A 23,021-nucleotide genomic window follows, 5' to 3' on the forward strand; every position below is an offset into this window, starting at 1 on the left:
ACGGCGTCGCAACGCCGTTCCGACCCCGCATCACCACATCAGATCGTCCGGAATCTTGAAGTCCGCGTACGGATCGTCTTCTTCCACTTCCTGTACTTTCTTCTTGATCTGCACGACGATCGACGCATCGCGCTGGGCGATCTTCTCGCCAATGATGCGCGGCACCAGCTCGAAGCTGCCGTTCATGTGCACGATCACCAGGCGGCCTGCCACCAGGTGCTCGACGATCTGCGACGTCACGTGGATACGCTCGATCTTGGTGCCGAACGTAAAGTTGTAGGGCACATCGCCCTTGCCCTTGGGCTGTTTGTTCTTCTGCACCATCTGCGCGATCTGCGCCAGAATGGCTTTCTGTGCCGCAGCCGCATCGCGCTGCGTGTTCAGCTCGCGCGCACGCTCGGCGTTCTTGCGCTGCAGTTCGAGCGCCGCTTCGCGCGCCTCGTTGACCGACTCCACGCCCGTGCGCAGCTCGTGCTTGTGCTGTTTGCTTTTTGCCTGGGTGACCTGCTTGACCTTTTTCTTGTCGACCAGGCCGGCCTTGAGTAACTGCTCTTGCAGCGAAACCATAATGTGCTTTCCCTAAATATGACGGGCCGCCTGATAATGAAGGCGGCGCAAGGGCGCTAGCATAGCAAACAAGCGCCGCGCCCAGCCAGCATCAGGCAGCGCCCCAGAGATCGTAGGTGCCGACCTGCCACAGATGGCCCTCCGGATCGCGGCAGGCAAATGCGCGCCCGCCCTGCGGCGCGTCGCTGATCGGCTGGGTGATCAGCGCGCCGCTCGTGAGTACGCGGGCATGCACGGCGTCGGCATCATCCACGTGGAGCCAGATCGTTTGCGTCAGCAAGCCGCCAGCCTGCGCCGGTGTCGCCAGCAGGCGGCCGTAGTCATCTTCTGCATGGGTGCCGATCATCACCATGCCATCGCCCAGTGTGAGCTCGGCATGCGCGACTTCGCCCTGACTGCCCGGGATGCAACGCCGTATCGTGAAGCCGAAATTCGTGCACAGCCAGGCGAGCATGGCAGGGGTGTCGTGGTAACGCAGGCAGGGGACGACGGTGGAAGGCATGGCACGCTCCTGGTTCGTTTGGTCAGAACAGCGAAGACAATCCAAAGATGCTTGAAATTTCGACAACGGGCCCACAATGTAAGCATATCGCAGCTTCCAACCGGAGACCATCATGAACCCGTCAGACGAAAAAACCTTGCAGGACTTCCTGGGCCAGCTGGTCCAGGCCCGTGGCGTGACGAAAGATCCCCAAGCCGACGCGCTGATCCAGCGCGCTGTAGCCGAGCAACCGGATGCTGCCTACCTGCTGGTGCAGCGCGCGCTGCTGGTCGAGCAGGCACTGGGCAATGCCAGGGCGCGCATCGCCGAGCTGGAACGTCAGACCACGAAGGGCAGCGGCGGGTTCCTCGACGCGAATACGTGGGGTAATTCGGCGCAAAGCAATCCATCGTCACCAGCGCCGGTGCAAAGCGCAGCGCAGGGTGTGGCGGCACCGACCCGCAGCGGCGGCTTCCTGGGCGGCGCCGGCGGCGGCATGCTGGGCACGATCGCGGCCACGGCAGCTGGCGTAGCCGCCGGCAGCTTCCTGTTCCATGGCATCGGCAATCTGCTCGATCACGGTGGTGCCGCAAGCGGCGCGGAAGGCGGCGCCAATCATCTGCTGGCCGACGCCGGTACGGGCGAGGCGGGCAGCGGTGGCGCACTCGCCGACCAGGCGGGCATCGGCGCCATCGATGAACCGAACGCGGCCGATGATCCGCTGGCCGACAGCAACCATGGTGATGAGCCGAGCGGGTTCTTCGACGGCGACGGGTCGGACGAAGGCGTCTTCGGCTGATCAGTACCGCACTGCCTGACGCATCAATGGCCGGCGACGACCGCGCCGCCAGCCCGTGGCCCATTCCTGAATCCATGTGCCCGGGCTGACCAGACGATGCCCAGGGCAATGCCAAGCAGGCAGAGCAGGGCCCATGGAAAAGCGTGCGCGCCCCAGGTCTGCAGCATCACGCCGCCCAGTACACCAGCGCCGGCAATCGCACCGTTCCAGGCGACGACGTTCATCGACAGGGCGACATCGGCGCCGGCGCCCGCACTGTCGGCCAGCGCGGTTTGCAGCAGGGTCGCGGCACCACCAAAGGTCACGCCCCAGACTGCGGTGCCGATATAGATTGCCAGCGGGTGATCTGACCAGACAATGAACGACAGGGCGACAAGCGCAAAGGTCGCCAGGCTGGCCAACACTGCCGTCCGCAGGTGGCGATCGACCGTGCGGCCTGCAATCCAGATGCCGATCAATGCCGCCAGGCCGAACACCAGCAGGATCAGGTCGACCCGGCCCTGCAAGCCGGCGCGCGCGACGAACGGCGCGATAAAGGTGTAGAGGATATTGTGCGCCAGCATCCACGCAATGACCGTTGCCAGCACGGGCTTGACGCCCGGCGTGGCAAGCACGCTGCGCATGCCGACGCGTTCGCTCGCCGGCTGTCCCGCATAATCGGGCACCACGGCGAGCACCCAGCCGATGAGCAGCACCGACAGCGCCGACATGATGCCGAACGCGCTGCGCCACCCCAACATATTCCCTAGCCAGGTGCCCATCGGCACACCGAGCGCGAGCGCAATCGGCGTGCCGACCATGGCGATCGCCATCGCACGCCCCTGCTGGTGCACGGCCACCATCTTGCGCGCATAGCCTGCCAGCAGGCTCCACGCCAGACCTGCCGCGGCGCCAGCGAAAAAGCGCGCCGTCATCGTCAGCCAGAAGCTGGATGAGAAGGCCGTCACCGAATTGAAGATGAGAAAGCCGATGATCGTCAGCAGCAGGACATTGCGCCGCCGCCAGCCGCCCGTGGCGATCGTGAGCGGGATGGCGGCCAGCACCGAGCCAAGCGCGTAGGCGGTGACGGTCTGGCCTGCCATCGCCGTCGTCACGCCGAGCTCATCGGAAATATTCGGCAACAGGCCGGCCGGCAGCGTTTCGGTTGCAATACAGATGAATCCGGTCATTGCCAGGGCGAGCAGCGCGGCAATGGGTAGTCGGTCGTCACCGGCAACAACGTTTGGTGGATGGGCAATCTTTGCGTGCATGGTGCGCTCCTTTGAAGGGTGGAAAGCGCCGCCGAAGCACCGCCAGCGGTACTTATGTACCGATTGGTATGAATGTAGGCGATGCACGCGCTGCTTGTCAACGACTTTTGTACCGACTAGTATGGATGTATTCGACAAGGAGACCGCAATGGCGCAGATGGGCCGACCCCGACAATTCGATCGTGATGCCGCGCTGACCACGGCCATGCATCTGTTCTGGGAACATGGTTACGAGGCGACGTCGCTCAGCCGGCTGAAGACCGCACTGGGTATTTCCGCGCCCAGTTTCTACGCGGCGTTCGGTTCGAAGGAAGCGCTGTTCCAGGAAGCCGTGCGCTGCTATCTGACCACGCACGGCACCGTCACCGACTGCCTGTGGGATACCGGTCTGGCGCCGCGCCTCGCCATCGAGACGGCGTTGCGTCGCTCGGCCGCCATGCAGGCCGGACGCGGCCACCCGACCGGCTGCATGGTGGTGCTGGGCGTCGTGGGGACCGGCTGCGATGCCGATGCCACGCTCACTGCCGCGCTGGATGCGTCGCGCGCCCGCACCGGCGCCGGCATGCTGGCCTGCGTCGAGCGCGGCATGGCGCAAGGCGAACTGCGCGCGGATACCGAGCCTCGCGCACTGGCGACAGTGTTCGAGAGTTTTCTTCTTGGATTGACGACGCTGGCACGCGACGGCGTTTCAACAGCGGCGATGGATGCCGCGATCACGCAGGTCCTGCGCCTGTGGGACCTGGCATGCGTGCAGCCTCAGCCAGTCGATAACGCCACGATCCGCGCCGCATCATCCGGCGTCGCCGGGTTGTAGACGACCATCGACAGGTCAGGGCGAGCATCGACCGCAAACGACGAATATTCCAGCGCGAGCCAGCCGGCCACCGGATGGTGCAACTGCTTCGTGCCTTCGCCGTAGGTGCCGACATCCCGGCTTTGCCACAGCGCGTCGAAGTCCGGGCTGCGCTCGCGCAGTTCGCGCACCAGCGGGGCCGACTGGGCATCGACGCCGGCGCGCGTCATGTCGGCGCGGAATGCGGCGACGACGAACCGCGCCACGCTGTCCCAGTCGCGCTGGGCGGCGTGCGTGGCGGGGTCACAGAAGATGCGGCGCAGGATATTGCGTTGCTCTGGCGTGGCGCTGTCGTAGCCGAACACCGCCGCAGCGGGTCGGTTCCAGGCGACGACATCCCAGCTGGCAGTCTTGATGAAGGCCGGGCTGGCGGGCAAAGCGTCGAGCACGCGCTGGATGCGCGGCGAGATCGCTGCGTGCGGCGCATGGTGCGGCGCCGGTGGCCGGCCCAGCGCCAGCAGGAACAGGTGCTCGCGCTCGGCCCCGGTGAGCATCAGTGCCCGTGCGATGCGCCCGGCCACCTCAGCTGACGGTGCGCCGCCCCGGCCCTGTTCCAGCCAGGTGTACCAGGTGGTGCTGATACTGGCGCGCTGCGCGACTTCTTCGCGCCGCAGGCCAGGCGTGCGCCGGCGCGTGCTGCCCAGGCCAAGCGCAGCCGGATCGATGCGGGCGCGGCGGTCTTTCAGGTAGCTGCCCAGCGGGTTGTCGCGCACCGGCGTCTCATCCATCCTGTTACCTCTTATACCCGTATAAGGTCACTACTTTACCCGGATGCGCGCCGCGTCGATAGTGGACATCTGCCCAACAAGGAGGATGTCATGCATGTGTTCATTACCGGTGCGACCGGATTCGTCGGTTCTGCCGTAATCCAGGATTTGCTCGCCGCCGGCCACGCCGTCACGGGCCTGACGCGGTCGGACGCTGGCGCGGCGGCGCTGGCCGGGCTTGGCGCGCAGGCGTGGCGCGGCACGCTCGACGATGTCGACGGGCTGCGCCGCGCGGCTGCCACGGCCGACGGCGTGATCCATACGGGCTTCGACCACGACTTTTCACGCTACGCCGCCAACTGCAAGCAGGACCGGCGCGCGATCGAGGCACTGGGCGAGGCGCTCGAAGGTTCGGATCGTCCGCTGGTTGTGACGTCGGGCATGGTGCTCGATGTGCAGGGCCGGCCGGCGACCGAGGAGGATGTGACGTTTCCGCTCAGCCCGGCTTATCCGCGCGCCTCGGAACATGCCGCCAGCGCGCTGGTCGCACGCGGTGTGAATGCGTCGGTCGTGCGCCTGCCGCCATCCGTGCACGGTGAGGGGGATCATGGCCTGGTACCGATGATGATCGGTTTCGCGCGCACAAAAAGGGTGGCGGCATTTGTCGACGATGGCGCCAACCGCTGGTCGGCGGTGCATCGCCTGGATGCCGCGCGCGTGTTTCGCCTGGCGCTCGAGCGCGCCGCCCCGGGCGCGCGCTATCACGCCGTGGCCGAGGAGGGCGTCCCATTCAGTGAGATTGCAGTGGCGATCGGCCGCCGGCTGGGCGTGCCGGTGACCAGCATCGTGCGCGCTGCAGCAGCGCAGCACTTTGGCGCGCTGGCGCATTTCGCCGGGATGGACGTGCCGGCAGCGTGCAGCTGGACGCGCGAGGTGCTCGATTGGCATCCACGCCAGGGCACGCTGATGGAGGATGTCGATAGCACGCGTTATTTCCCGGCCTGATTGGAGAAGCTCATCAGACCAGCGTCATCAGTACGCCGGTTGCAGCAGCCAGGGCCACGACCAGCCAGGCCGGGGCGCGCCACGTTACCAGCAGCAGAAAGCAGCCCAGCGCCACGGCGGCGTCGCGCAGATCGAGCACGGCGCTCGTCCAGACCGGGTTGTACAGCGCGGCGCCGAGGATGCCCACGACAGCGGCATTGGCGCCCATGACCGCGTGGCGCAGCGCGCGCTGGCGCTGCAGCCGCGCCCAGAACGGCAGCGCGCCGTAGACGAGCAGCAGTCCCGGCAGAAATAACGCGATCAGCGCCACGCAGGCGCCACCGACGGCGGTGGCGCTCATCCCGGCCTGCGCGCCAAGGAATGCGGCAAATGCAAACAAGGGCCCGGGCAGCGCCTGGGCCATGCCATACCCCGACAGGAACGTCTCGCTGCTGATCCAGCCGCTGGCAACGGTCTCGGCCTGCAGCAGCGGCAGCACCACGTGGCCGCCGCCGAACACCAGTGCGCCCGAGCGGTAGAAGGCGTCGAATAAAGCGAGCGGGCGGTACTGCGTGGCAGCGGCCGTGACGGGCAACAACACGAACAGCAAACCACAAAGGACCAGCGCGGCCACGCCACCTGTCACGCGCACCGGAAACGCAAGCGGGGCAGCGCCGTGCGGTGCTTCGCCGCGGCACCAGGCCCAGCCGGCCAGCGCACCGGCCGCGATGGCGACCAGCTGGCCACCCTGGCCGCCAGTCACGACGACGACCGCGATGGCGGCCAGGGCAATCACTTTGCGTCGCCAGTCGGGCGTCAGCGTGCCCGCCATGCCCCATACTGCTTGCGCGACGACGGCGACCGCCACCAGCTTCAGCCCGTGGACCGCGCCAGCGGCCAGCGGACTGGTCATGAAAGCAGCCCCTAGCGCGCAGGCGAGCATCAGCAGCGCCGACGGCAAGGTAAACCCGAGCCACGCGGCGCAGCCACCCAATACGCCGCCGCCGCGCAGCACGCCGAGCGCAAAACCGACCTGGCTCGACGCCGGCCCGGGCAGGAACTGGCACAATGCGACCAGTTCGCCATAGCGCGCGTCCTCCAGCCAGCGGCGGCGCAGGACGAATTCGTTGCGAAAGTACCCCAGGTGGGCGATCGGGCCGCCGAACGAGCGCAGGCCCAGCAGCAGGAAGACCCAGAAGATCGCAAGCGGCGAACTGGCGCCTGCGCCATGCGCCGGGGGAGGGGACTGGTCGGGTTGGTCGTGCACGACTACATCTGCTGGAACAGCGCGCTGTGATTGCGGCTTACTTCAAGCGCCTCGGGGTAGCCGTGCAGCGTGAGCATTTGCCGGCCGCGCAGGTCGCGCCGCACTTCGGCGATCGCATCGACCCGCACCAGCGTCGAGCGGTGGATGCGCCAGAATTCGTCGGGATCGAGCGCTTCTTCGAGTTCCTTGAGCGTCTTGCGGATCAGGTGCTGGGCGGTGGCCGTCTGCACCCGCGTGTACTTGTCGTCGGACTGGAAGAACAGCACCTCGGACGTCGCGACCATGCGCAGGCTGGTGCCCGACTGGGCCTGGATCCAGCGCAGATACGACGGTTTTGACGAGGGCGCCGCGCGACCCAGCAGCTGGTCGCCCAGTTGCGCCAGCCGCGCCAGCTGGGCACCGATGTCCTGAGGCTTGTGCTCGAGCTGGCGGCGCAGGCGCGCCACCGTGGTATCGAGCCGCGCCAGCGTCACGGGCTTGAGCAGGTAATCGATCGCGCCGTGCTCGAAGGCCTCGACCGCGTACTGGTCGTAGGCGGTGGCAAACACGATGTGGCAGTCGGCGTACAGTTGGCGTGCGGCGTCGATGCCGCCCATGCCCGGCATGCGGATGTCGAGGAACGCGATGTCCGGCTTGTGCTGCGCCGCCAGCGCCACCGCCTCGACGCCGTTCGCGGCTTCGGCAACGATGCGCAGTTCGGGCCACGCCTCGTGCAGGCGTGCCCGCAGCTGGTCGCGCATCAGGGCTTCGTCATCGGCAATCAGGGCAGTGGGCATGGATGGTCAACCGTCTTCCGTCATCCGGTACGGCAGGCGAATCGACACGCAGGCGCCGCCCGTCACGGGTGCTTCGATCACAAGTTCCGCGTCCTTGCCGTACAACAGCGCCAGGCGTTCGCGGATATTCGCCAGGCCCACGCCGCTGCCTGCATGCAGGTTGAAGCCGACGCCGTCGTCCAGAACATCCACATGCAGCGTCGCGCCTTCGACGTGCGAGCGCACGACGATCGTGCCACCCGCGACCTTGGGCTCGAGCCCGTGCTTGATCGCGTTCTCGATCAGCGTCTGCAGCATCATCGGCGGGAACGGCGCGCTGCCCAGAAAATCGGGCACCTCGAAGCGGACCTGGAGCCGCTCTTTCATGCGTGCCTGCATGATGGCGAGATAAGCGCGCGACAGCTCGACCTGCTTGCCCAGCGTGCCGCCGGTGCCACCTTTGCCCATCGACCCGCGCATCTGCGGCAGCGACGCGCGCAGGTATTCGATCAGGTGACCGTGCACGCGCGCGGCTTCCTTCGGATCGGTTTCGATCAGCTGGCCAATCAGTGCCAGCGTGTTGAACAGGAAGTGCGGTTCGACCTGGGCCTGGAGCGTGGCCATCTGCGCCTCGGTCAGGCGCCGTTCGAGATTGGCCACGTCGGCCTTGCTCGACGCGTCGCGCGCCAGCAATTCGGCGCGGCGCTTGCCGCCGGCAAGTACCTTGACGCCAAACGAGACCAGGATGAACCAGATCGCCGGTTCGACCAGATTGACGAACAGGCCCGCGACGAAGCCCAGGAACCAGACCAGGTACAGCTGGCGCCATTCGATCAGCGCGAGCCAGTCGAAGAAGCGCCACCACAGGGCGCCTGCTTCGCGCATGGCATCGCGCACGAAGTCGAGCGCGCGGTTGATCTGGACAGCCGCCATCGCTTATTCTCCGCTCGTGTGGCGCAGGCGGCGCTGTGGGCGGCCAAACACGGCCACGGCGACAAACTTGAGCACCAGCAGGCCGACGAACAGGGCCAGCACGATCGGCACGATGGTGACCAGCGCGGCAAGGGCGATGGCGAGCACCAGCAGCACCGGCCACGGCATGCGGGTCAGGTAGCGCGCGCCGGATTTGGCCAGGCGCCAGGTGGTGCGGCCGGCCACTTCGGCATTGCGCAGGATCGACTGGAAACGGCTGGCGGGCGTATGAATGGTTTTCACGTGCAGTCCTTTCAAAGAGTGATGACCCTACTGTAGGGATGCAGCCGGCCCAGGCCAAGGGCGATCCGACGAACGGTGCGATTTCCGGGGCGAGCGGTCGTCAGCGTGGATGAGCGGGGCACGGTTTTGCGTGTCAATACGGCGGCGCTGCACGATGGGTGTTACGGCGCGATGAGCTTGAGCGCTTCCTGGCGCATCACGTCGAGCATGCCTGCCTGCGGCGTGCGCGCGCAGCCGGCCAGCGTCGCGTCGAACAGCGTGTCGGCCGGCGGAAAGGTGCGGCGTTCGCCTTCGCGTTGAAAGCTGTAGATCAGTTTGCCGACGCTCTCGTAGAACACGGGCAGTTCGCGCAGGCTGCGCTCCGGGAACGTTGCGCTGTGGTAGGCCACATCGACATTCAGGTCGGCGCAGGTCTTGGTGGCGATGGTCCCGGTGTGATCCTTGCGGAAGCGGTACGTGACCGTGCCACTGGGGGCGCCGTCCGCGCCGGTGATGTCGAGCTGCCTTGCCATGCCGAGTGCCAGCGCATCGAGATCGGCCGAGCGCGACGAAGCGCGCACCGTCGCTGAGGCCTTGCGGCCCCGCGTGCCGGGCGTGAGTTCGATCATGACAATGCCCTGGACGCTGGCATCGCTGGCGTAGATCGTGATCTCGCGCCAGGCCGGCACCGTGGCCTGGGCCGCGACCGATTGCGGGGCCAGCCCAAGAACCCCAAGCGCCAGGGCCGAACACGCTGCGATGGTTTTCATGGGAGGCCTCTGCGTTGTGGTCAGGATGCCTTACGGTCGTTCCAGTAATCGCGCAGCAGGCCGTAGAACACGGTGTCGGCGTATTCGCCGTGCACGCGCCAGCGCTGTGGCATGAAGCCTTCCTTGCGAAAACCGAGTTTTTCCAGCACGTGGGCGGACGCGTCGTTGCGCGGGTCGATGTCGGCCTCGACCCGGTTGATGCCGACATCGTTGAAGCCGTGATCGAGCACGGCTTCGATTGCTTCGCTGGCGTAGCCATTGCCCCAGTGGCCGCTGGCGATGGCGTAGCCCAGTTCGCAGCGGTTGTACTGGTTGTAGAAGTGGTGCAGGGCGACGGTGCCGATCACTTCGCGGCTGCCTGCCAGCTCGATGGCAAAGCGCAGCTCGGTCTCGTCGCGGTAGGCTTCGAGGGCGCGCGCGATGGCGGTTTCGGCCATCGAGATGTCGGTCCACGGCTCGGCGCTCCAGTAGCGCACGACGGTGGGGTCGGAAAAAATGGCATACAAGGCCCGTGCATCGGTGGCGGCCAGCGGGCGCAGCATCAGGCGTTGGGTGGTCAGGACAGGGGTGCTATAAGTCGACATGGGTTTGCATTGTCATAGTTGTAAGCGTTAGCATACCATCGACTCGGGGCGTGCAGACAAGCGCCATGCTGTTTAACGTCACCATTTACCGGTGCGATCGAAGCAGGCAGCGCGGGTCAGTCTGCGTTGGTGCGAAGGCGCGCGACCGCAGCGTTGATGCGGGCGGCCGCCGCGTGGGCATCGGGCACGCCGATCACGAGGCGTGTCCATTCATGGTCCGCCAGTTCGATGACGATGGTGTGCAGCTGCCGCCGCGTGAAAACGAACTGCCTGTCGCCTGCCTTGAGAAAGGTGCCGGCCGCGACGACGAATGGGATATGTGTTCCGGGGAGCCGCAGGCCCAGCCTGAATCCGCTTGGGCCGCCGTAACCATCGTCCCGGATGACGCTGCGGACCTGCGTGAGCGGAACATGCACATCCGCGCTCAAGGCCATCATCTGTTCCCATTTCCCCATGCGAACGATGAGTTCGCGGTCGTTCAGTTCAAGTTGCGGCATTGTCCATAAATCCCAGCAAGAAGTCGGAGAAGACCTGTCCCGCGATATCGGCATCGTCCGCCGTCATCGTCTCAAGCGGATTATGACTGATCCCGCCGTTACCGCAGCGGACGAACAGCATCGCGACATCGGTCAGTTGCGCCATGCGCATCGCGTCGTGGCCGGCGCCGGACGGCAGGTCGAAGCGGGGCCGGCCGGCCCGTTCGACCGCGGCGCCCAGCTGCGCCATGAGACGCGGCGCGCATGGCACGGCATCGATCTCCAGCAGCTTGACCAGCCGCTCGCCGATGCCGCGCGCGGCGCAGATGGCGCTGATGCCGGCCAGGATATCGTTCACTGCGGCCAGGCGCACCGCGTCGTCCGCGGCGCGGATATCAAGGGACAGGCGGCACGCGCCGGGGATCACGTTGACCGAGCCGCCAGGCACCTCCAGCTGCCCGACCGTGCCGACCAGCGCCGCGCCCTGGCGGCAGCGCGCTTCCACCAGCAGCACGATCTCGGCGGCGGCGGCCGCAGCATCGCGCCGCATGCCCATCGGCGTGGTGCCCGCGTGGCTGGCCACGCCGCGCAGTTCGACGATATAGCGCGAGCTGCCGGCAATCGCGTTCACCACGCCCAGCGCCAGGCCGCGTTCGAGCAGCACCGGGCCTTGCTCGATATGGACTTCGACAAAGCCGAGTAGCAGCGCCGGATCGCGCGCGATGGCGGCGATGTGCGCAGGGTCGTGGCCAGCCTGCGCCAGCGCGTCGCCCAGCGTGATGCCCTCGCTGTCGACGGCGGTCAGCAACCCCATGTCGAAGCTGCCCGCGATGGCGCTGCTGCCCAGGAACGTGCTTTGATACCGCACGCCTTCCTCTTCAGCAAACGCGATCACTTCCAGGTCGTAGGGCAGGCGCTGGCCGCGTGCGTGCAGCCCGGCGACGACGGCGATCGGCAGCAGGATGCCCAGGCGGCCGTCGTACTTGCCGCCATCGCGCACGGTGTCGTAGTGCGAGCCCGTTGCCAGCGTCTTCGCCCCCGGTTGCGCGGCAGCGTAGCGGCCGACGACATTGCCCACCGCGTCGATGTGGACCGTCATGCCGGCCGCGCGCATCCAGCCGGCGATGCACGCGGCGGTGCGCTGGTGGGCCGGCGTCATGTAGGCGCAGGTCAGGTTCGTCTCGACGTCGCTGATGGCGCCGAGCGCTTCGCACCAGTCCATCACGCGCGCGCCGAGCGACGGCGTCACGCCCAGCAGCGCGTTCAGGCGGATCTCGGCGATGCGGTGCACCTGGCGCAGCGCTTCGCGCAGCTCGTCGCCGCGCGCATTGCCGATGCGCCGCTCGAAGGTGGCGATGATGGCCTGGCGCGACAGGCCCTGGCCGGTCGGGCCCTTGACCGCAAGGATGAACGGAAAGCCGAAGCGGCCGTTGTAGTCGGCATTGAGCGCATGCAGCTGCGCATACTCGTTCGGCGTGCAGCGGTCCAGTCCCGAACTGGCTTGCTCGCTCGTCGATTCGGCGGTCAGGGCGCCGGCGATCGCCGCCTTGCCGGCCAGCTCCGGGTGGGCGCGCAGCAGCGCCAGTTGTTCGTCGATGCTGGCCGCGTCCACCACCGACTGCAAGGCGCGCTTGAGCGCAGCCAGGCTGGCGAACGGGCGGGCCTGCGCGGCGCGCGCGGCGATCCAGGGCGAATGTTCGTAGATGCCGCGCAGGGCCTCGACAAAGCCGGCGGGCTCGCTTGCGTTCAGCGTCGCTATCGTGGTCATCTGCGCTCCATGGTGGTCGAGCGATCGATCATACGGGCTGGCGGTGGCTGCGCCCATATCGCCCGGCGGATGACTGCCAGCAGCCTGCGCATATAGACTAGCCCTGCACCAGGGCGCGCGCGGCGCTGCTGACCTGGTCGCGCAGCCATTTGTGCTCGGTCGACTGGTGCACGCGCTGGTGCCACAACTGGTAAAAGCGCATCGGCGGAAACTTCACCGGCACCGTGAAGCTTTTCAAAGGCAGCGTCTTCTCAAAGGCGCGGATGAACTGGCGGCCGGTGGTCAGGACCAGGTCACTTTGCGTGAGCATGTACGGGATCACGCCGAAGTAGGGCGACTCCACCGCCACGCGGCGCTGCAGGCCGAGGCGCTCGAGATGCGCGTCGATCACGCCGTGATACCCGGGCAGCATCTGGGTCGGAGCGACGTGGGGCAGGTCGAGATAATCCTCGAGCGTCATCGCGTCCGGCGCCGTGCGCCGCGCATACGGGCTGTCGGCGCGCATCGTGCAGATGATCGGGTCTTCGAACAGTTTCGAGATGTGCAGGTGCGCCGGCGGTTCGTCCCAGTTGGCGATCACCAGGTCCATGTCGCCGTCGGACAGCATGCGCAGGTAATCCTGGCCCGGCCCCAGCGCATGGATCACGACCTTGCTGCCGGGCGAACCGCGACGCAGCAACGCCACCACATTGGGCAGGAAGCGCGCATCAAGGTAATCCGGCGCGGCGATGTGGAAGGTGCGCGTTGCGTCTTCAGGCAGGAACGGCGCCTTGCGCACGAACAGGCTCTCGGCTTCGTCGAGGATGCGCTTGGCCGGCTTGAGCAGACCCTCGCCGTGCTGCGTGGGCACCATGCCGCGCGCGCCGCGCACGAGGATCGGATCGCCCGTCAGCTCGCGCAGTTTGCGCAGCGAGGCCGAAATCGAGGGCTGCGGTTGATTCAACTTGAGCGCGACGCGCGAGACGTTTTTCTCCACCAGCAGCAAATAGAGGATGCGGATCAGGTGCAGGTCGAGGTTGCGGGGAAGGCTGGACATGGCCGTGCAATCTTGGTTGTATATCGAGTTGGATATGTCGAATATACGCCGATTTTGTTGTTGCAGAAATGGAAATCAGCGTATCGTCAAGCCGTCGGTCGCCATGGTTGCGCTGGCGCGCGCGCGTATTTCCCTTGAATCTGCGACCCTGAAGGACGCCCATGTTCGACCCCGGATACCTGGCCCCCTACGTTCTCGAATGGCTCAATCTGCTGGTGCGCTGGCTGCACATCATCACCGGCATTGCCTGGATCGGTGCATCGTTCTACTTTGTCTGGCTCGACAACACGATCAAGCCGCCGGCGCCCGGCTCGGACCTCGAGCGCAAAGGTGTCGCCGGCGAGCTGTGGGCGGTACACGGCGGCGGCTTCTACAACCCGCAAAAATACCTGGTGGCGCCTGCCGAACTGCCGAAGGAGCTGCATTGGTTCAAGTGGGAAGCCTATTCCACGTGGCTGTCGGGCTTTGCGCTCTTGAGCATCGTGTATTACATGAACGCGAAAGCGATGATGATCGACCGCAGCGTGGCCGATTTGTCGAGCGGGCAGGCGATCGGGATTGGCATCGGCAGCCTGGTCGTGGGCTGGATCGTCTACGACCTGCTGTGCCGCTCACCTCTGGTGCAGCGCCAGCTGGCGTTTGCTGCGACGGTCTTCCTGTTTTTAGTTGGCAGCAGCTGGGTGCTCACGCACCTGCTCAGCGGCCGCGCGGCCTACCTGCACGTGGGTGCGATGATCGGCACGATCATGGTCGCGAACGTGGCGATGCTGATCATTCCCGGCCAGCGCAAGATGGTCAATGCGATGCTGGCAGGGCAGAAGCCCGACCCGGTCCACGGCATCAGGGCCAAGCAGCGCAGCGTCCACAATAACTACTTCACGCTGCCGGTGCTGTTCATCATGATCAGCAACCACTACGCGATGACCTACAACCACCCGCATGCGTGGGCGGTGCTGGGCGTGATCATGCTGGCCGGCGTGTTGATCCGCCACTTCTTCAATCTGCGCCACAAGGGCCGCATCGAATGGCGGTATCCGGTGGCAGGCGCCGTGCTGCTGCTGGGGCTTGGCGTGCTGCTGGCGCCAGCCCGGCCGGTGCGCGTCGATCCGGTGGTTACCCCCGCGACGGCCGATGCAGCACGCTTTGCCGAGGTCCGCACGATCATGGGGGCGCGCTGCGTCTCGTGCCATGCAGCGCAACCGACACAGCCCGGCTTTGCGGCCGCGCCGCTGGGCGTCATGCTCGAAACGCCGGAACAGATCGGCCAGAATGCTGCGCGCATCTATCAGCAGACAGTCCAGACCAGGGCCATGCCGCTGGCGAATCTGACGCACATGACCGATGCCGAACGCGCCGTGATCAAGGCCTGGTTCGAGGCCGGCGCAAAAACAGGAAACACACCATGAACGCACTGCAGACACGCCTGACCGACTGGATCGACGCGCACTTCGATGACGAAGTGGGCTTTCTGCAGGCCGTCGTGCGGATTCCCACCGATACGCCACCGGGCAACAACGCGCCGCATGCCGAGGCCGTGGCCGACATGCTGGAGCGCTCCGGCTGGCCGCTCGAGCGGCACGCGGTGCCATCGCAGCAGGTGATTGACTATGGCCTGGAAAGCATCACGAACCTGATCGTGCGCCGGCCGTACGGCGGAGACGGGCCGACGCTGGCGCTCAATGCGCATGGCGACGTCGTACCGCCGGGCGAGGGCTGGACCCATCCACCGTATGGCGCCGTGATCGAAGACGGCTACCTGTACGGGCGCGCGGCGGCGGTATCGAAAAGTGATTTCGCCACCTATGTGTTCGCGGTGCGCGCGCTCGAGGCACTGGGCGCACCGCTGCGTGGCGGCGTCGAGCTGCACTTTACCTATGATGAGGAATTTGGCGGGTTGCTGGGGCCGGGCTGGCTGCTGGAGCAGGGACTGACGCAGCCCGACTACGTGATCGCCGCCGGTTTCGGCTACAGCATCATCACGGCGCACAACGCCTGCCTGCAGCTGGAAGTGACGGTGCACGGCAAGGCCGGCCACGGCGCGATGCCTGAAACTGCGGTCGATGCGCTGCAGGCAGCTACGCGGGTATTGAGTGTGATCTACGGCGACCTGCCACGCCTCAAGACCATCAAGTCGGGCGTGCCTGGCATCGATTCGCCGACGATGCTCGTCGGACGCATCGATGGCGGCACGAATACCAATGTGGTGCCGGGCAAGGTGGTGCTCAAGCTCGACCGGCGCATGATTCCCGAAGAGGACCCGGTCGCCGTCGAAGCGCAGGTGCGCGCGCTGATCACCGACGCGGTGGCCGGCATGCCCGGCATCCGGCTCGACATCAAGCGCCTGCTGCTGTCGCAGGCGTTGCGCCCGCTGCCCGGCGCGCAGCCGCTGGTCGAGAGCCTGCGCCGCAATGCACACGCCGTGCTGGGCGAAGCGATTCCTGCTGTCGGCACGCCGCTGTATGCGGATGCGCGCCTGTACGGCGAGCGTGGCATTCCGGCCGTGCTGTATGGGGCCGGGCCGCGCACGGTCACGGAAGCCAACGCGAAGAAGGCCGACGAGCGGCTGGCGCTGGAAGACTTGCGCAGCGCTACCAAGGTGGTGGCGCTGACGCTGCTGGACATGTTGAGTGTCGAGCCGCAGCCGGCCGACGATCATTAGCATCAAACGTCGTTCCCGCGAAGGCGGGAACCCAAGTCAGTGACGAGACCGCGTCGATCGAACTTTGATGCAACGCGGGCACACTTGGGTTCCCGCCTGCGCGGGAACGACAGATTTATGTGTCGCTGATCGCTTGCCGCCAACATTCGTCACACCTGGCACATCAAGGACGCCCGGTTGCCCCAGCCTGGCCCAGCGATTCCGCCATCCGCACGAGCTTCACGAACTCGGCGCGATAACCGTCCGGATCCGTGCCCCGTGCGTCGTTCGCCAGCGTCGCGATGTCGGCATAGCTGTAGTCACTGACCTGCGGCTCGCCGCGCAGGCGCTGGCCAAAGGCGGCCACGGCCACCGCGAAGCGCTGGTCAGCCGGCGCGGCGGCCAGCGTGGCGCCCGCCGTTGCCGGGCGCACCGGCTGCTCGGCCAGGCGGCTCTTGCTCTCGCCCGGCACCTTGTAGCGCACCCGCACGAACGCCAGCTCGTCATTCTTGCCCGCTGGTGCGGCCTTCTTCCCTGTCCCATAGCGCAGCGGATCGACCAGTTTCGCAGCACCCGCTGCCGGCGTGATCTCGTAGATCGCGGTCACCGTGTGGCCGGCGCCCATGTCGCCCGCATCGACCTTGTCGTCCTTGAAGTCCTGGCGTGCCAGCATGCGCGTCTCGTAGCCGATCAGGCGATACGCCGCCACGCGCGCCGGGTTGAACTCGACCTGCATCTTGACGTCGTTCGCGATCGGGAACATCGTCGAGCCAAGTTCGCCCTGCAGCGCCTTGCGCGCTTCGAGCAGCGAGTCGATATAGGCCGCATTGCCATTGCCCGACTGCGTCAGGCGCTGGATCAGCGCATCGTTCAGGTTACCGTCGCCGACGCCGAAAATCGACAGGTACACGCCGCTCTTGCGCTTCTCGGCGATGAAGGTTTCGAGCTGGCGCGGGTCCCTCACGCCGATATTGAAGTCGCCGTCGGTGGCCAGGATGATGCGGTTGACGGCTTTCGCATCGAAGTGGCGTTGGGCCATGGCGTAGGCGCGCTCCAGGCCATCGCGGCCGGCCGTACCGCCGGCTGCCTGCAACGCATCGATGGCGTCGATGATCTTCTGCTTGTCGCTGCCCGTGGTGGGTTCGAGCGCCACCGTCGTGCCATTGGCGTAGGTGACGATCGCCACCCGGTCCTGTTCGCGCAAGCCCTGTGCGAACAGGCGGAAGCCCTGCTTGAGCAGCGGCAGGCGGTCTTGCGGGGCCATCGAGCCGGACACGTCGACCAGCAACACCACGTTCATCGGCGGCCGTTCGGCGCGCTGCAGGTCATAGCCGCGCACGGCCACGTGCAGCAGCTGGTTGTCCGCATTCCACGGGCTGGGCATGACGGCCGTGGTCAGCGCGAATGGCTGGCTGGCCTTGCCAGGTGCGGCATAGGCGTAGGGGAAGTAGTTCACCATTTCCTCCACCCGCACGGCGGCCGGTGGCGGCAGTCTGCCGGCGCTCAGCTGGCGCCGCACGTAGGCATACGAGGCGGTATCGACGTCGCTGCTGAAAGTGGAGACGGGCTGTTCTTCGACCAGCACCGCGCGGTTGGCCTGCACATCGGGGAAGCGCTCGGCGCCCGGAGCGTACTGTGGCATGGGGTAAGGCATCGTGGCGATGCGACGCTGGAAGGACGTCGGCGGCGCGCCGGCGTAGCCTGAATACGAGGAGAGCGCGCTGCCGGTCACCTCGACCCGCGTCCCGGGTGCTGGCGGCGGCGGTGGCGCTGCAGCGCCATCCACTTGCAGCTGCTGCGGGGCGCTGCAGGCGGCCAGCAGCATGGTCGCTGCAATGAGGGGCAGGGTGGTGGCGCGCGAGCGTGACATGGCAGGACCTCATGACGTGATGGTTGTCATAAGGTGCACCAGCCGCGCGCCGCCGGCAATCGTGCTTACATCCTGTAATGCCTATGCAAACAGGGTATGCGCAGCGGTTGCCGGCGCGTGGATTACTTCTGCTTGAGCGAGCGCTCGAACAGCTGATAGATCCGGCGGTACTGGTCGTACCAGGCTTCGGGCTGCACGTAGCCATGGCGCTCGAGCGGGTAGCTCGCCATTTCCCAGTGGTCCTTCTTCATCTCGATCAGGCGCTGCGCCATGCGCACCGAATCCTGGTACAGCACGTTATCGTCGATCATGCCGTGCGAGATCAGCAGGTGGCCCTTGAGGTTCTGCGCGTACTCGATCGGCGACGATTTTTTATACGCTTCCGGATCGATGTCCGGCGTGTTGAGGATGTTGGCCGTGTACTCGTGGTTGTAGCTGGTCCAGTCGGTCACGGGGCGCAGCGCGGCGCCGGCCTTGAACACGTCCGGTGCGCGCATCAGGGCCATGAAGGTCATGAAGCCGCCGTAGCTGCCGCCGTAGACGCCGATATTGCTGGCGTCGCCCTGCTGCTGGCCGACCAGGTACTTCACGCCGTCGAGGTAGTCGTCCAGTTCCGGGTGCCCCATCTGGCGGTAGATCGCCGTACGCCATTTGGCGCCATAGCCTTTCGAGGCGCGGTAATCCATGTCCAGCACGATGTACCCCTGCTGCACCAGCAGGTTGTGGAACATCTGTTCGCGGAAGTAGACCGGATAGCGCTTGCTGACGTTCTGTAGGTAGCCGGCACCGTGCACGAACATCACGACCGGGTAGGTCTTGCCAGCTTCGAGCTGCGCCGGGCGATACAGCTTGGCGTGCACCGGGTCGCCGCCGGCGCTCGATGGCACGGCCACGTATTGCGGCTCGATCCATTCGCGCGCCTTGAAGTCGGGCGTGCGGGTGTCGGTCAGCTTCGTGGCGGCGCCGCCCGAAACGGGCACGGTCGCGATCTGGATCGGCGTGTAGCTCGACGACCAGTGCACCAGCAGCTTGTTCTGGTCCGGCGACAGGTTGAAGCGTTCGACGCCGTCGAGCTTCGTCACTTCGCGCACCGCGCCACTCCTGGCGCTCACGGCGCAGACTTCGTAGTCGCCCGGCGCTTCGTGGTTGCACAGCATGTAGGCGGTGCTGCCGTCCGCGTTCCAGCGCACGTCGCTGGCTTCCCATTTGCCCGAGGTCAGCGCGCGTGGCGAAGCCGATCCCATGGTGTCCTGCGTGTACAGGTGCGAGTAGCCCGATTCTTCCGACAGGTACCACAGCGTGCGGTTGTCCGGCAGCCAGCCGAATTCGGCGTTGTCGTAATTGACCCAGGCGCCGTCGGTCACGCGGTTCAGGGGTTTCAGCTTGGCGTCACGCAGGTCGACGCTGGCGATCCAGCGGTCCTTGTTGTCGACCGAGCGCAGCATCACGGCCACGTTGGCGCCATTGCTGCTCCAGTCGATCGCGTTGCGGCCACCCGAGACGACCACCGGCCGGTTGCCCTTGAGGGGATCCTTCTTGGCAGCGGCGCGCAGCGCGGCCAGCGGATCGACGGTGATGCCGGGCAGGGTGTCGAAGCCGATGTCCTTGACGGTATTCGTGCGCAGGTCGACCAGTTTGAGCGAATGCGCGGGCGGCATATTGCGGCCCACGCGCGTGCGCACGTCTTCCGTTTCTTCGTAACCCGATTCGTTCACGTAGCGCGGCATCTTGCCCACGCGGCCCTTGTCGGCGCTCTTGGCGGCGGTGACGACCAGCAGCCAGCGGCCGTCCGGCGACAGAGAACTTGCCTCCAGCGTGACCTTGTCGCCCAGGTAGACGGGCGTCGGCGCCATCGTCGCATCGACCCGGCGCAGTTCGTCGTTGCGGGCGCGCAGCGCGTCGCGGTCATCCTTCTGGCGCTTGAGGTGTTCGATCAGGCGCAGCTCGGTCGCACGGTAGGCGTCGTCTTCCGGTGCATTCGGGTCCTTCGCCGCGCGCGGCAGCGCGGCCGGGCCGGTGACGCGGGTGACGCGGTCCCACACATACCAGTCGGTGCCGATGCGGTACTGCACCGAGCGCTCGTCGGCCGCGTACTGCGCGTTGCCGATGCGGCTCGCGCCGCGCGTGACCTGCACCAGCTGGCCTGATTTCAGGTCGCGCTCGAACAGGTCGTTGTTGCGGATGACCAGCATGCGCGTGTTGTCGCGGTTGTAGACCACGTCGGCGCTATCGATCTTCGGCAGGTCGGCGTCGCTCACCATCTGCGCCTTGCCGGCATTTGCACCGGCCTGGAACGTGTCGCGCAACGGCGAGCCGGTGCGCTTCTGCTTGTAGTACACCTGCTTGCTGTCCCAGCTGAACCAGGCGTCTTCCACCGGCGTGCCGATCCAGTCGGGATGGCTCATGGCCTGGTCGAGGGTGATGGGCGTGGGTGCTGCTGCTGCCGGCAGTGCGAACGATGCCAGCGAGGCCGCGAACGAGGCCGCAAAGAGGGTGAGTGCAGGTGTGCGCATGGGTATGTGGTAAGTGAAAGAAGGGGCTTTCTGGCCAGAAATGCGAATGCATTCTAGCGCAGCCACTTGCCACGGCGCGCGGATCGGAGAAGGTTTTTTTACTATAAATACAAACGCCGGCAGTATGTCAATACGGCCGGCGCTGGGTAAAACAGGCAGATTATTCTGCCTTGACTGGGCGTTCTGCCCTGCTGCTTACATTGCCTTGAACGGGCCTTTGGGCGGACGTGGCAGGTACATCGAGACGCGGGCGGCGACGGTCAGCACGGCCAGGGCGATGGTCAGGTATTCGAGTGGATGCATGATTAACCCCGCACCGATGGAGCGTAACCGCCGTGGGCGATGTACAGGTCTTGCGAAAAGCTACGGATGGCGGCGATCGCCGTTGCGAAGAAATTGGTTTGCTGGATAGCTGCAGTCATATTGCGCTCCTGGTTAAATACTGTCATGTTGCGTTGCAGTATATGAGGCATCGAGTCATAAGAAAACTTTTCATTCGTGATTCCAGCGATTCACGAAACGAATAATTGTCTAGTTGCTCACGGGAAAGATATGCGATGGACGCATATCTCGACCGTGGACTCACGCATAAGAAGGGCAAGCAATCGATGCATCATGGCAACAAGGTACGATTCTTGCATGCAAAAACAGCATGAAACCGCGAGACACAACAACCCCACATTTGCGCATTGTTGTCGTGCTGTCCGCAACGGCACCCGGCGCCGACCCCGACGCGGCCCAGGCGGCGCAGGTCCGGCGCAGCACCGCGCTGCGCATTGGCCTGCTCGAATCGGGCTACGATCTGGTCGCCTCACTCCCGGCCGACGTGTTCCTGCCCGAGCGCATCGCGCAGTTGCAGCCTGACCTGATCATCCTCGACAGCGAGTCCGACGCGCGCGACGTGCTCGAACACATCGTGATTGCCACCCGCGACGCGCGCCGGCCCATCGTGCTGTTCACCGAGGACGACGCCCCGGCCAGCATGGACGCCGCACTGGAAGCGGGCGTGTCGGCCTACATCGTCGCCGGCCTGCAGGCCGAGCGCGTCAAACCGGTGCTCGACGTCGCGCTGGCGCGCTTCCGGCGCGAACAGCGGCTGCTCGACGAATTGAGCGATACCCGGCAAAAGCTGGCTGAGCGCAAGGTGCTCGATCGCGCCAAGGGCATGTTGATGACGCGTTACCAGCTGACCGAAGACCAGGCCTACCAGCGCCTGCGCAGCCTGGCCATGAACAAGAACATGAAGCTGGTCGACGTCGCGCAGCGCCTGATCGACGTGGAAGACCTGCTGGGCTGAGCGCCCGGCATCGAAGAAGAACATCAGGAGACCTATGACATTGGCAGGCAAGGGCGCATGGATCGCCGGTACCGACCGTCCCGAGATCGAAACCATCCGCATCGGCTTCATGCCGCTGGCCGACTGCGCGCCGCTGGTGATGGCGTCGGTGCTGGGCTTCGATGAACTGTACGGCGTGCGCTTTGCACTGAGCCGCCAACAATCCTGGACCGGCATGCGCGAGCACCTGGTGGGCGGCCAGCTCGATGCAGCGCAGGCGCTGTACGGCATGGTCTACGGGATCCAGAACGGCATCGGCACCGGCCAGTGCGACATGGCCGTGCTGATGAACCTGAACCAGAACGGCCAGAACATCACGCTCTCGCGCACCTGGGCCGAAGCAGCAGCAGAGCCGGGCGGGCTGGCGCGCCTGGTGCAGGCAGGGCAGCGCCTGACGCTCGCGCACACCTTCCCGACCGGGAACCATGCGATGTTCCTGTATTACTGGCTGGCGGCGCAGGGCGTCGATCCGATGAAAGACTGCCAGGTGGTGACAGTGCCGCCGGGGCAGATGGCGGCCAGCCTCGCGGCCGGTCATATGGATGGCTTCTGCGCGGGCGAGCCGTGGGGCCAGCGCGCGCTGCGCGACGGCGCGGGCGTGCAGGCCGCATCAAGCGAGCAGGTATGGCCGAACCATCCCGGCAAGGCGCTGGGCACGCGCGCCGCATTTGCCGCGACCCACCCGAATGCCTGCCGCGCGATGATCGCCGCGCTGCTGCAGGCCGCGCGCTGGCTCGACGCCTCGCGTGCCAACCGCGAAGCGGCGGCCGAGGTGCTGGCCAGTCCCGCGTATGTCAATGCCAGTCGCGAGACGCTGCAGTTCTGCCTGGCCGGGCCTCAGGACGGCGCGGCCTGGCGTGGCCACAACGGCCTGCGCTTTTACGCCGATGGCGAAGCGAACTTCCCGTGGCTGTCCGACGGCATGTGGTTCATGACGCAGCACCGCCGTTGGGGCTTGCTGCGTACCGATCCCGATACCGATCCCGATTACCTGGCGCTGGCGCAGCAGGTCAACCGCATCGACCTGTATCGCGAAGCGGCCGAGCGCACCGGTACGCCACTGCCTGCCGCCACGCTGCGCACGTCCACACTGATGGATGGCCGGGTCTGGGATGGCAGCGATCCGCACACGTTCGCTCAACACGGCGCACCGGCTTGACGCCAATCGCGGTG

22 protein-coding genes are annotated in these 23,021 nt (G+C 66.1%); 7 read left to right on the forward strand and 15 right to left on the reverse strand.

Annotated elements, in window-relative coordinates:
* Window positions 1–30: 30 nt before the first annotated feature.
* Complete coding sequence (locus tag AC56LN_RS15440) at window positions 31–567, reverse strand: DUF2058 domain-containing protein (protein WP_183557442.1); 537 nt, start codon at window positions 565–567, stop codon at window positions 31–33.
* A 91-nt stretch (window positions 568–658) separates the two neighbouring features.
* Entirely contained in the window at window positions 659–1,069 is a 411-nt protein-coding gene (locus tag AC56LN_RS15445; protein WP_499572974.1) for a VOC family protein, read from the reverse strand.
* Window positions 1,070–1,181: 112 nt separating this feature from the next.
* Between AC56LN_RS15445 and AC56LN_RS15450 the strand changes: the two genes are divergently transcribed.
* A complete protein-coding gene (locus tag AC56LN_RS15450; RefSeq protein WP_499572975.1) occupies window positions 1,182–1,847 on the forward strand; it encodes a DUF2076 domain-containing protein in 666 nt (221 codons plus the stop codon).
* Between the two features lie 23 nt (window positions 1,848–1,870).
* On the opposite strand, the gene AC56LN_RS15455 is transcribed toward AC56LN_RS15450, so the two are convergent.
* A complete protein-coding gene (locus tag AC56LN_RS15455) occupies window positions 1,871–3,097 on the reverse strand; it encodes an MFS transporter (RefSeq protein WP_499572976.1) in 1,227 nt (408 codons plus the stop codon).
* Window positions 3,098–3,245: 148 nt separating this feature from the next.
* Between AC56LN_RS15455 and AC56LN_RS15460 the strand changes: the two genes are divergently transcribed.
* Window positions 3,246–3,911, forward strand: coding sequence for a TetR/AcrR family transcriptional regulator (locus tag AC56LN_RS15460; protein ID WP_499572977.1), 666 nt, complete (start codon window positions 3,246–3,248; stop codon window positions 3,909–3,911).
* On the opposite strand, the gene AC56LN_RS15465 is transcribed toward AC56LN_RS15460, so the two are convergent.
* Window positions 3,854–4,678, reverse strand: a complete 825-nt coding sequence (locus AC56LN_RS15465) for a helix-turn-helix transcriptional regulator (protein ID WP_499572979.1) — start codon at window positions 4,676–4,678, stop codon at window positions 3,854–3,856. The two genes, AC56LN_RS15460 and AC56LN_RS15465, sit on opposite strands and share 58 nt — an antisense overlap.
* Before the next feature lie 90 nt (window positions 4,679–4,768).
* Here AC56LN_RS15465 and AC56LN_RS15470 point away from each other — a divergent pair, with 90 nt between their 5' ends.
* Window positions 4,769–5,662: an SDR family oxidoreductase gene (locus AC56LN_RS15470; RefSeq protein WP_499572981.1), complete on the forward strand. Its 894-nt coding sequence runs from the start codon at window positions 4,769–4,771 to the stop codon at window positions 5,660–5,662.
* A 13-nt stretch (window positions 5,663–5,675) separates the two neighbouring features.
* Here AC56LN_RS15470 and chrA read toward each other — a convergent pair whose 3' ends face one another.
* The 9 genes from chrA to AC56LN_RS15515 form a co-directional block, all read right to left on the reverse strand.
* Window positions 5,676–6,908: a chromate efflux transporter gene (chrA, locus tag AC56LN_RS15475; protein ID WP_499572983.1), complete on the reverse strand. Its 1,233-nt coding sequence runs from the start codon at window positions 6,906–6,908 to the stop codon at window positions 5,676–5,678.
* A 2-nt stretch (window positions 6,909–6,910) separates the two neighbouring features.
* The gene (locus AC56LN_RS15480) at window positions 6,911–7,684 is read right to left on the reverse strand and encodes a LytR/AlgR family response regulator transcription factor (RefSeq protein ID WP_499572985.1); all 774 of its coding nucleotides are present in this window, start codon (window positions 7,682–7,684) and stop codon (window positions 6,911–6,913) included.
* Window positions 7,685–7,690: 6 nt separating this feature from the next.
* The gene (locus tag AC56LN_RS15485) at window positions 7,691–8,596 is read right to left on the reverse strand and encodes a sensor histidine kinase (protein ID WP_499572987.1); all 906 of its coding nucleotides are present in this window, start codon (window positions 8,594–8,596) and stop codon (window positions 7,691–7,693) included.
* Window positions 8,597–8,599: 3 nt separating this feature from the next.
* A complete protein-coding gene (locus tag AC56LN_RS15490; protein WP_332530174.1) occupies window positions 8,600–8,878 on the reverse strand; it encodes a hypothetical protein in 279 nt (92 codons plus the stop codon).
* Window positions 8,879–9,039: 161 nt separating this feature from the next.
* Entirely contained in the window at window positions 9,040–9,627 is a 588-nt protein-coding gene (locus AC56LN_RS15495) for a hypothetical protein (protein WP_499572989.1), read from the reverse strand.
* Window positions 9,628–9,647: 20 nt separating this feature from the next.
* A complete protein-coding gene (locus tag AC56LN_RS15500; RefSeq protein ID WP_499572991.1) occupies window positions 9,648–10,211 on the reverse strand; it encodes a GNAT family N-acetyltransferase in 564 nt (187 codons plus the stop codon).
* Between the two features lie 116 nt (window positions 10,212–10,327).
* The gene (locus AC56LN_RS15505; RefSeq protein WP_499572993.1) at window positions 10,328–10,708 is read right to left on the reverse strand and encodes a hypothetical protein; all 381 of its coding nucleotides are present in this window, start codon (window positions 10,706–10,708) and stop codon (window positions 10,328–10,330) included.
* Window positions 10,695–12,455, reverse strand: a complete 1,761-nt coding sequence (locus AC56LN_RS15510) for an allantoate amidohydrolase (RefSeq protein WP_499572995.1) — start codon at window positions 12,453–12,455, stop codon at window positions 10,695–10,697. Before AC56LN_RS15510 ends, AC56LN_RS15505 begins: the two co-directional genes overlap by 14 nt.
* 97 nt (window positions 12,456–12,552) lie before the next feature.
* The gene (locus AC56LN_RS15515; RefSeq protein ID WP_499572997.1) at window positions 12,553–13,491 is read right to left on the reverse strand and encodes a LysR substrate-binding domain-containing protein; all 939 of its coding nucleotides are present in this window, start codon (window positions 13,489–13,491) and stop codon (window positions 12,553–12,555) included.
* 161 nt (window positions 13,492–13,652) lie between these two features.
* Here AC56LN_RS15515 and AC56LN_RS15520 point away from each other — a divergent pair, with 161 nt between their 5' ends.
* Complete coding sequence (locus AC56LN_RS15520) at window positions 13,653–14,897, forward strand: urate hydroxylase PuuD (RefSeq protein WP_499572998.1); 1,245 nt, start codon at window positions 13,653–13,655, stop codon at window positions 14,895–14,897.
* Window positions 14,894–16,150: a M20/M25/M40 family metallo-hydrolase gene (locus AC56LN_RS15525; RefSeq protein ID WP_499572999.1), complete on the forward strand. Its 1,257-nt coding sequence runs from the start codon at window positions 14,894–14,896 to the stop codon at window positions 16,148–16,150. Before AC56LN_RS15520 ends, AC56LN_RS15525 begins: the two co-directional genes overlap by 4 nt.
* A 163-nt stretch (window positions 16,151–16,313) precedes the next feature.
* Here AC56LN_RS15525 and AC56LN_RS15530 read toward each other — a convergent pair whose 3' ends face one another.
* Together AC56LN_RS15530 and AC56LN_RS15535 are read right to left on the reverse strand one after the other, a co-directional pair.
* Window positions 16,314–17,999, reverse strand: coding sequence for a vWA domain-containing protein (locus tag AC56LN_RS15530; protein ID WP_499573000.1), 1,686 nt, complete (start codon window positions 17,997–17,999; stop codon window positions 16,314–16,316).
* A gap of 122 nt (window positions 18,000–18,121) precedes the next feature.
* A complete protein-coding gene (locus tag AC56LN_RS15535; RefSeq protein ID WP_499573002.1) occupies window positions 18,122–20,512 on the reverse strand; it encodes a S9 family peptidase in 2,391 nt (796 codons plus the stop codon).
* Between the two features lie 652 nt (window positions 20,513–21,164).
* On the opposite strand from AC56LN_RS15535, the gene AC56LN_RS15540 reads away from it, so the two are divergent.
* Both AC56LN_RS15540 and AC56LN_RS15545 read left to right on the forward strand, forming a co-directional pair.
* Window positions 21,165–21,809 carry an ANTAR domain-containing response regulator gene (locus AC56LN_RS15540; protein WP_482897593.1) on the forward strand — a complete coding sequence of 215 codons (645 nt, stop codon included), beginning with the start codon at window positions 21,165–21,167 and terminating at the stop codon, window positions 21,807–21,809.
* A 34-nt stretch (window positions 21,810–21,843) separates the two neighbouring features.
* Window positions 21,844–23,007: a CmpA/NrtA family ABC transporter substrate-binding protein gene (locus AC56LN_RS15545; protein WP_499573004.1), complete on the forward strand. Its 1,164-nt coding sequence runs from the start codon at window positions 21,844–21,846 to the stop codon at window positions 23,005–23,007.
* Window positions 23,008–23,021: the final 14 nt, after the last annotated feature.

Source organism: Telluria sp. ZT3P26 (genome assembly GCF_059686035.1).

Bases quoted from the DNA above. Each gene is read 5' to 3' on its own strand.
- AC56LN_RS15495 (WP_499572989.1), bottom strand. From the start codon at position 9,627: ATGAAAACCATCGCAGCGTGTTCGGCCCTGGCGCTTGGGGTTCTTGGG.
- AC56LN_RS15510 (WP_499572995.1), bottom strand. From the start codon at position 12,455: ATGACCACGATAGCGACGCTGAACGCAAGCGAGCCCGCCGGCTTTGTC.
- AC56LN_RS15460 (WP_499572977.1), top strand. From the start codon at position 3,246: ATGGCGCAGATGGGCCGACCCCGACAATTCGATCGTGATGCCGCGCTG.
- AC56LN_RS15540 (WP_482897593.1), top strand. From the start codon at position 21,165: ATGAAACCGCGAGACACAACAACCCCACATTTGCGCATTGTTGTCGTG.
- AC56LN_RS15455 (WP_499572976.1), bottom strand. From the start codon at position 3,097: ATGCACGCAAAGATTGCCCATCCACCAAACGTTGTTGCCGGTGACGAC.
- AC56LN_RS15465 (WP_499572979.1), bottom strand. From the start codon at position 4,678: ATGGATGAGACGCCGGTGCGCGACAACCCGCTGGGCAGCTACCTGAAA.
- AC56LN_RS15450 (WP_499572975.1), top strand. From the start codon at position 1,182: ATGAACCCGTCAGACGAAAAAACCTTGCAGGACTTCCTGGGCCAGCTG.
- AC56LN_RS15525 (WP_499572999.1), top strand. From the start codon at position 14,894: ATGAACGCACTGCAGACACGCCTGACCGACTGGATCGACGCGCACTTC.
- AC56LN_RS15505 (WP_499572993.1), bottom strand. From the start codon at position 10,708: ATGCCGCAACTTGAACTGAACGACCGCGAACTCATCGTTCGCATGGGG.
- AC56LN_RS15445 (WP_499572974.1), bottom strand. From the start codon at position 1,069: ATGCCTTCCACCGTCGTCCCCTGCCTGCGTTACCACGACACCCCTGCC.
- AC56LN_RS15440 (WP_183557442.1), bottom strand. From the start codon at position 567: ATGGTTTCGCTGCAAGAGCAGTTACTCAAGGCCGGCCTGGTCGACAAG.
- AC56LN_RS15515 (WP_499572997.1), bottom strand. From the start codon at position 13,491: ATGTCCAGCCTTCCCCGCAACCTCGACCTGCACCTGATCCGCATCCTC.
- AC56LN_RS15480 (WP_499572985.1), bottom strand. From the start codon at position 7,684: ATGCCCACTGCCCTGATTGCCGATGACGAAGCCCTGATGCGCGACCAG.
- AC56LN_RS15500 (WP_499572991.1), bottom strand. From the start codon at position 10,211: ATGTCGACTTATAGCACCCCTGTCCTGACCACCCAACGCCTGATGCTG.
- AC56LN_RS15520 (WP_499572998.1), top strand. From the start codon at position 13,653: ATGTTCGACCCCGGATACCTGGCCCCCTACGTTCTCGAATGGCTCAAT.
- AC56LN_RS15530 (WP_499573000.1), bottom strand. From the start codon at position 17,999: ATGTCACGCTCGCGCGCCACCACCCTGCCCCTCATTGCAGCGACCATG.
- AC56LN_RS15535 (WP_499573002.1), bottom strand. From the start codon at position 20,512: ATGCGCACACCTGCACTCACCCTCTTTGCGGCCTCGTTCGCGGCCTCG.
- AC56LN_RS15470 (WP_499572981.1), top strand. From the start codon at position 4,769: ATGCATGTGTTCATTACCGGTGCGACCGGATTCGTCGGTTCTGCCGTA.
- AC56LN_RS15485 (WP_499572987.1), bottom strand. From the start codon at position 8,596: ATGGCGGCTGTCCAGATCAACCGCGCGCTCGACTTCGTGCGCGATGCC.
- AC56LN_RS15545 (WP_499573004.1), top strand. From the start codon at position 21,844: ATGACATTGGCAGGCAAGGGCGCATGGATCGCCGGTACCGACCGTCCC.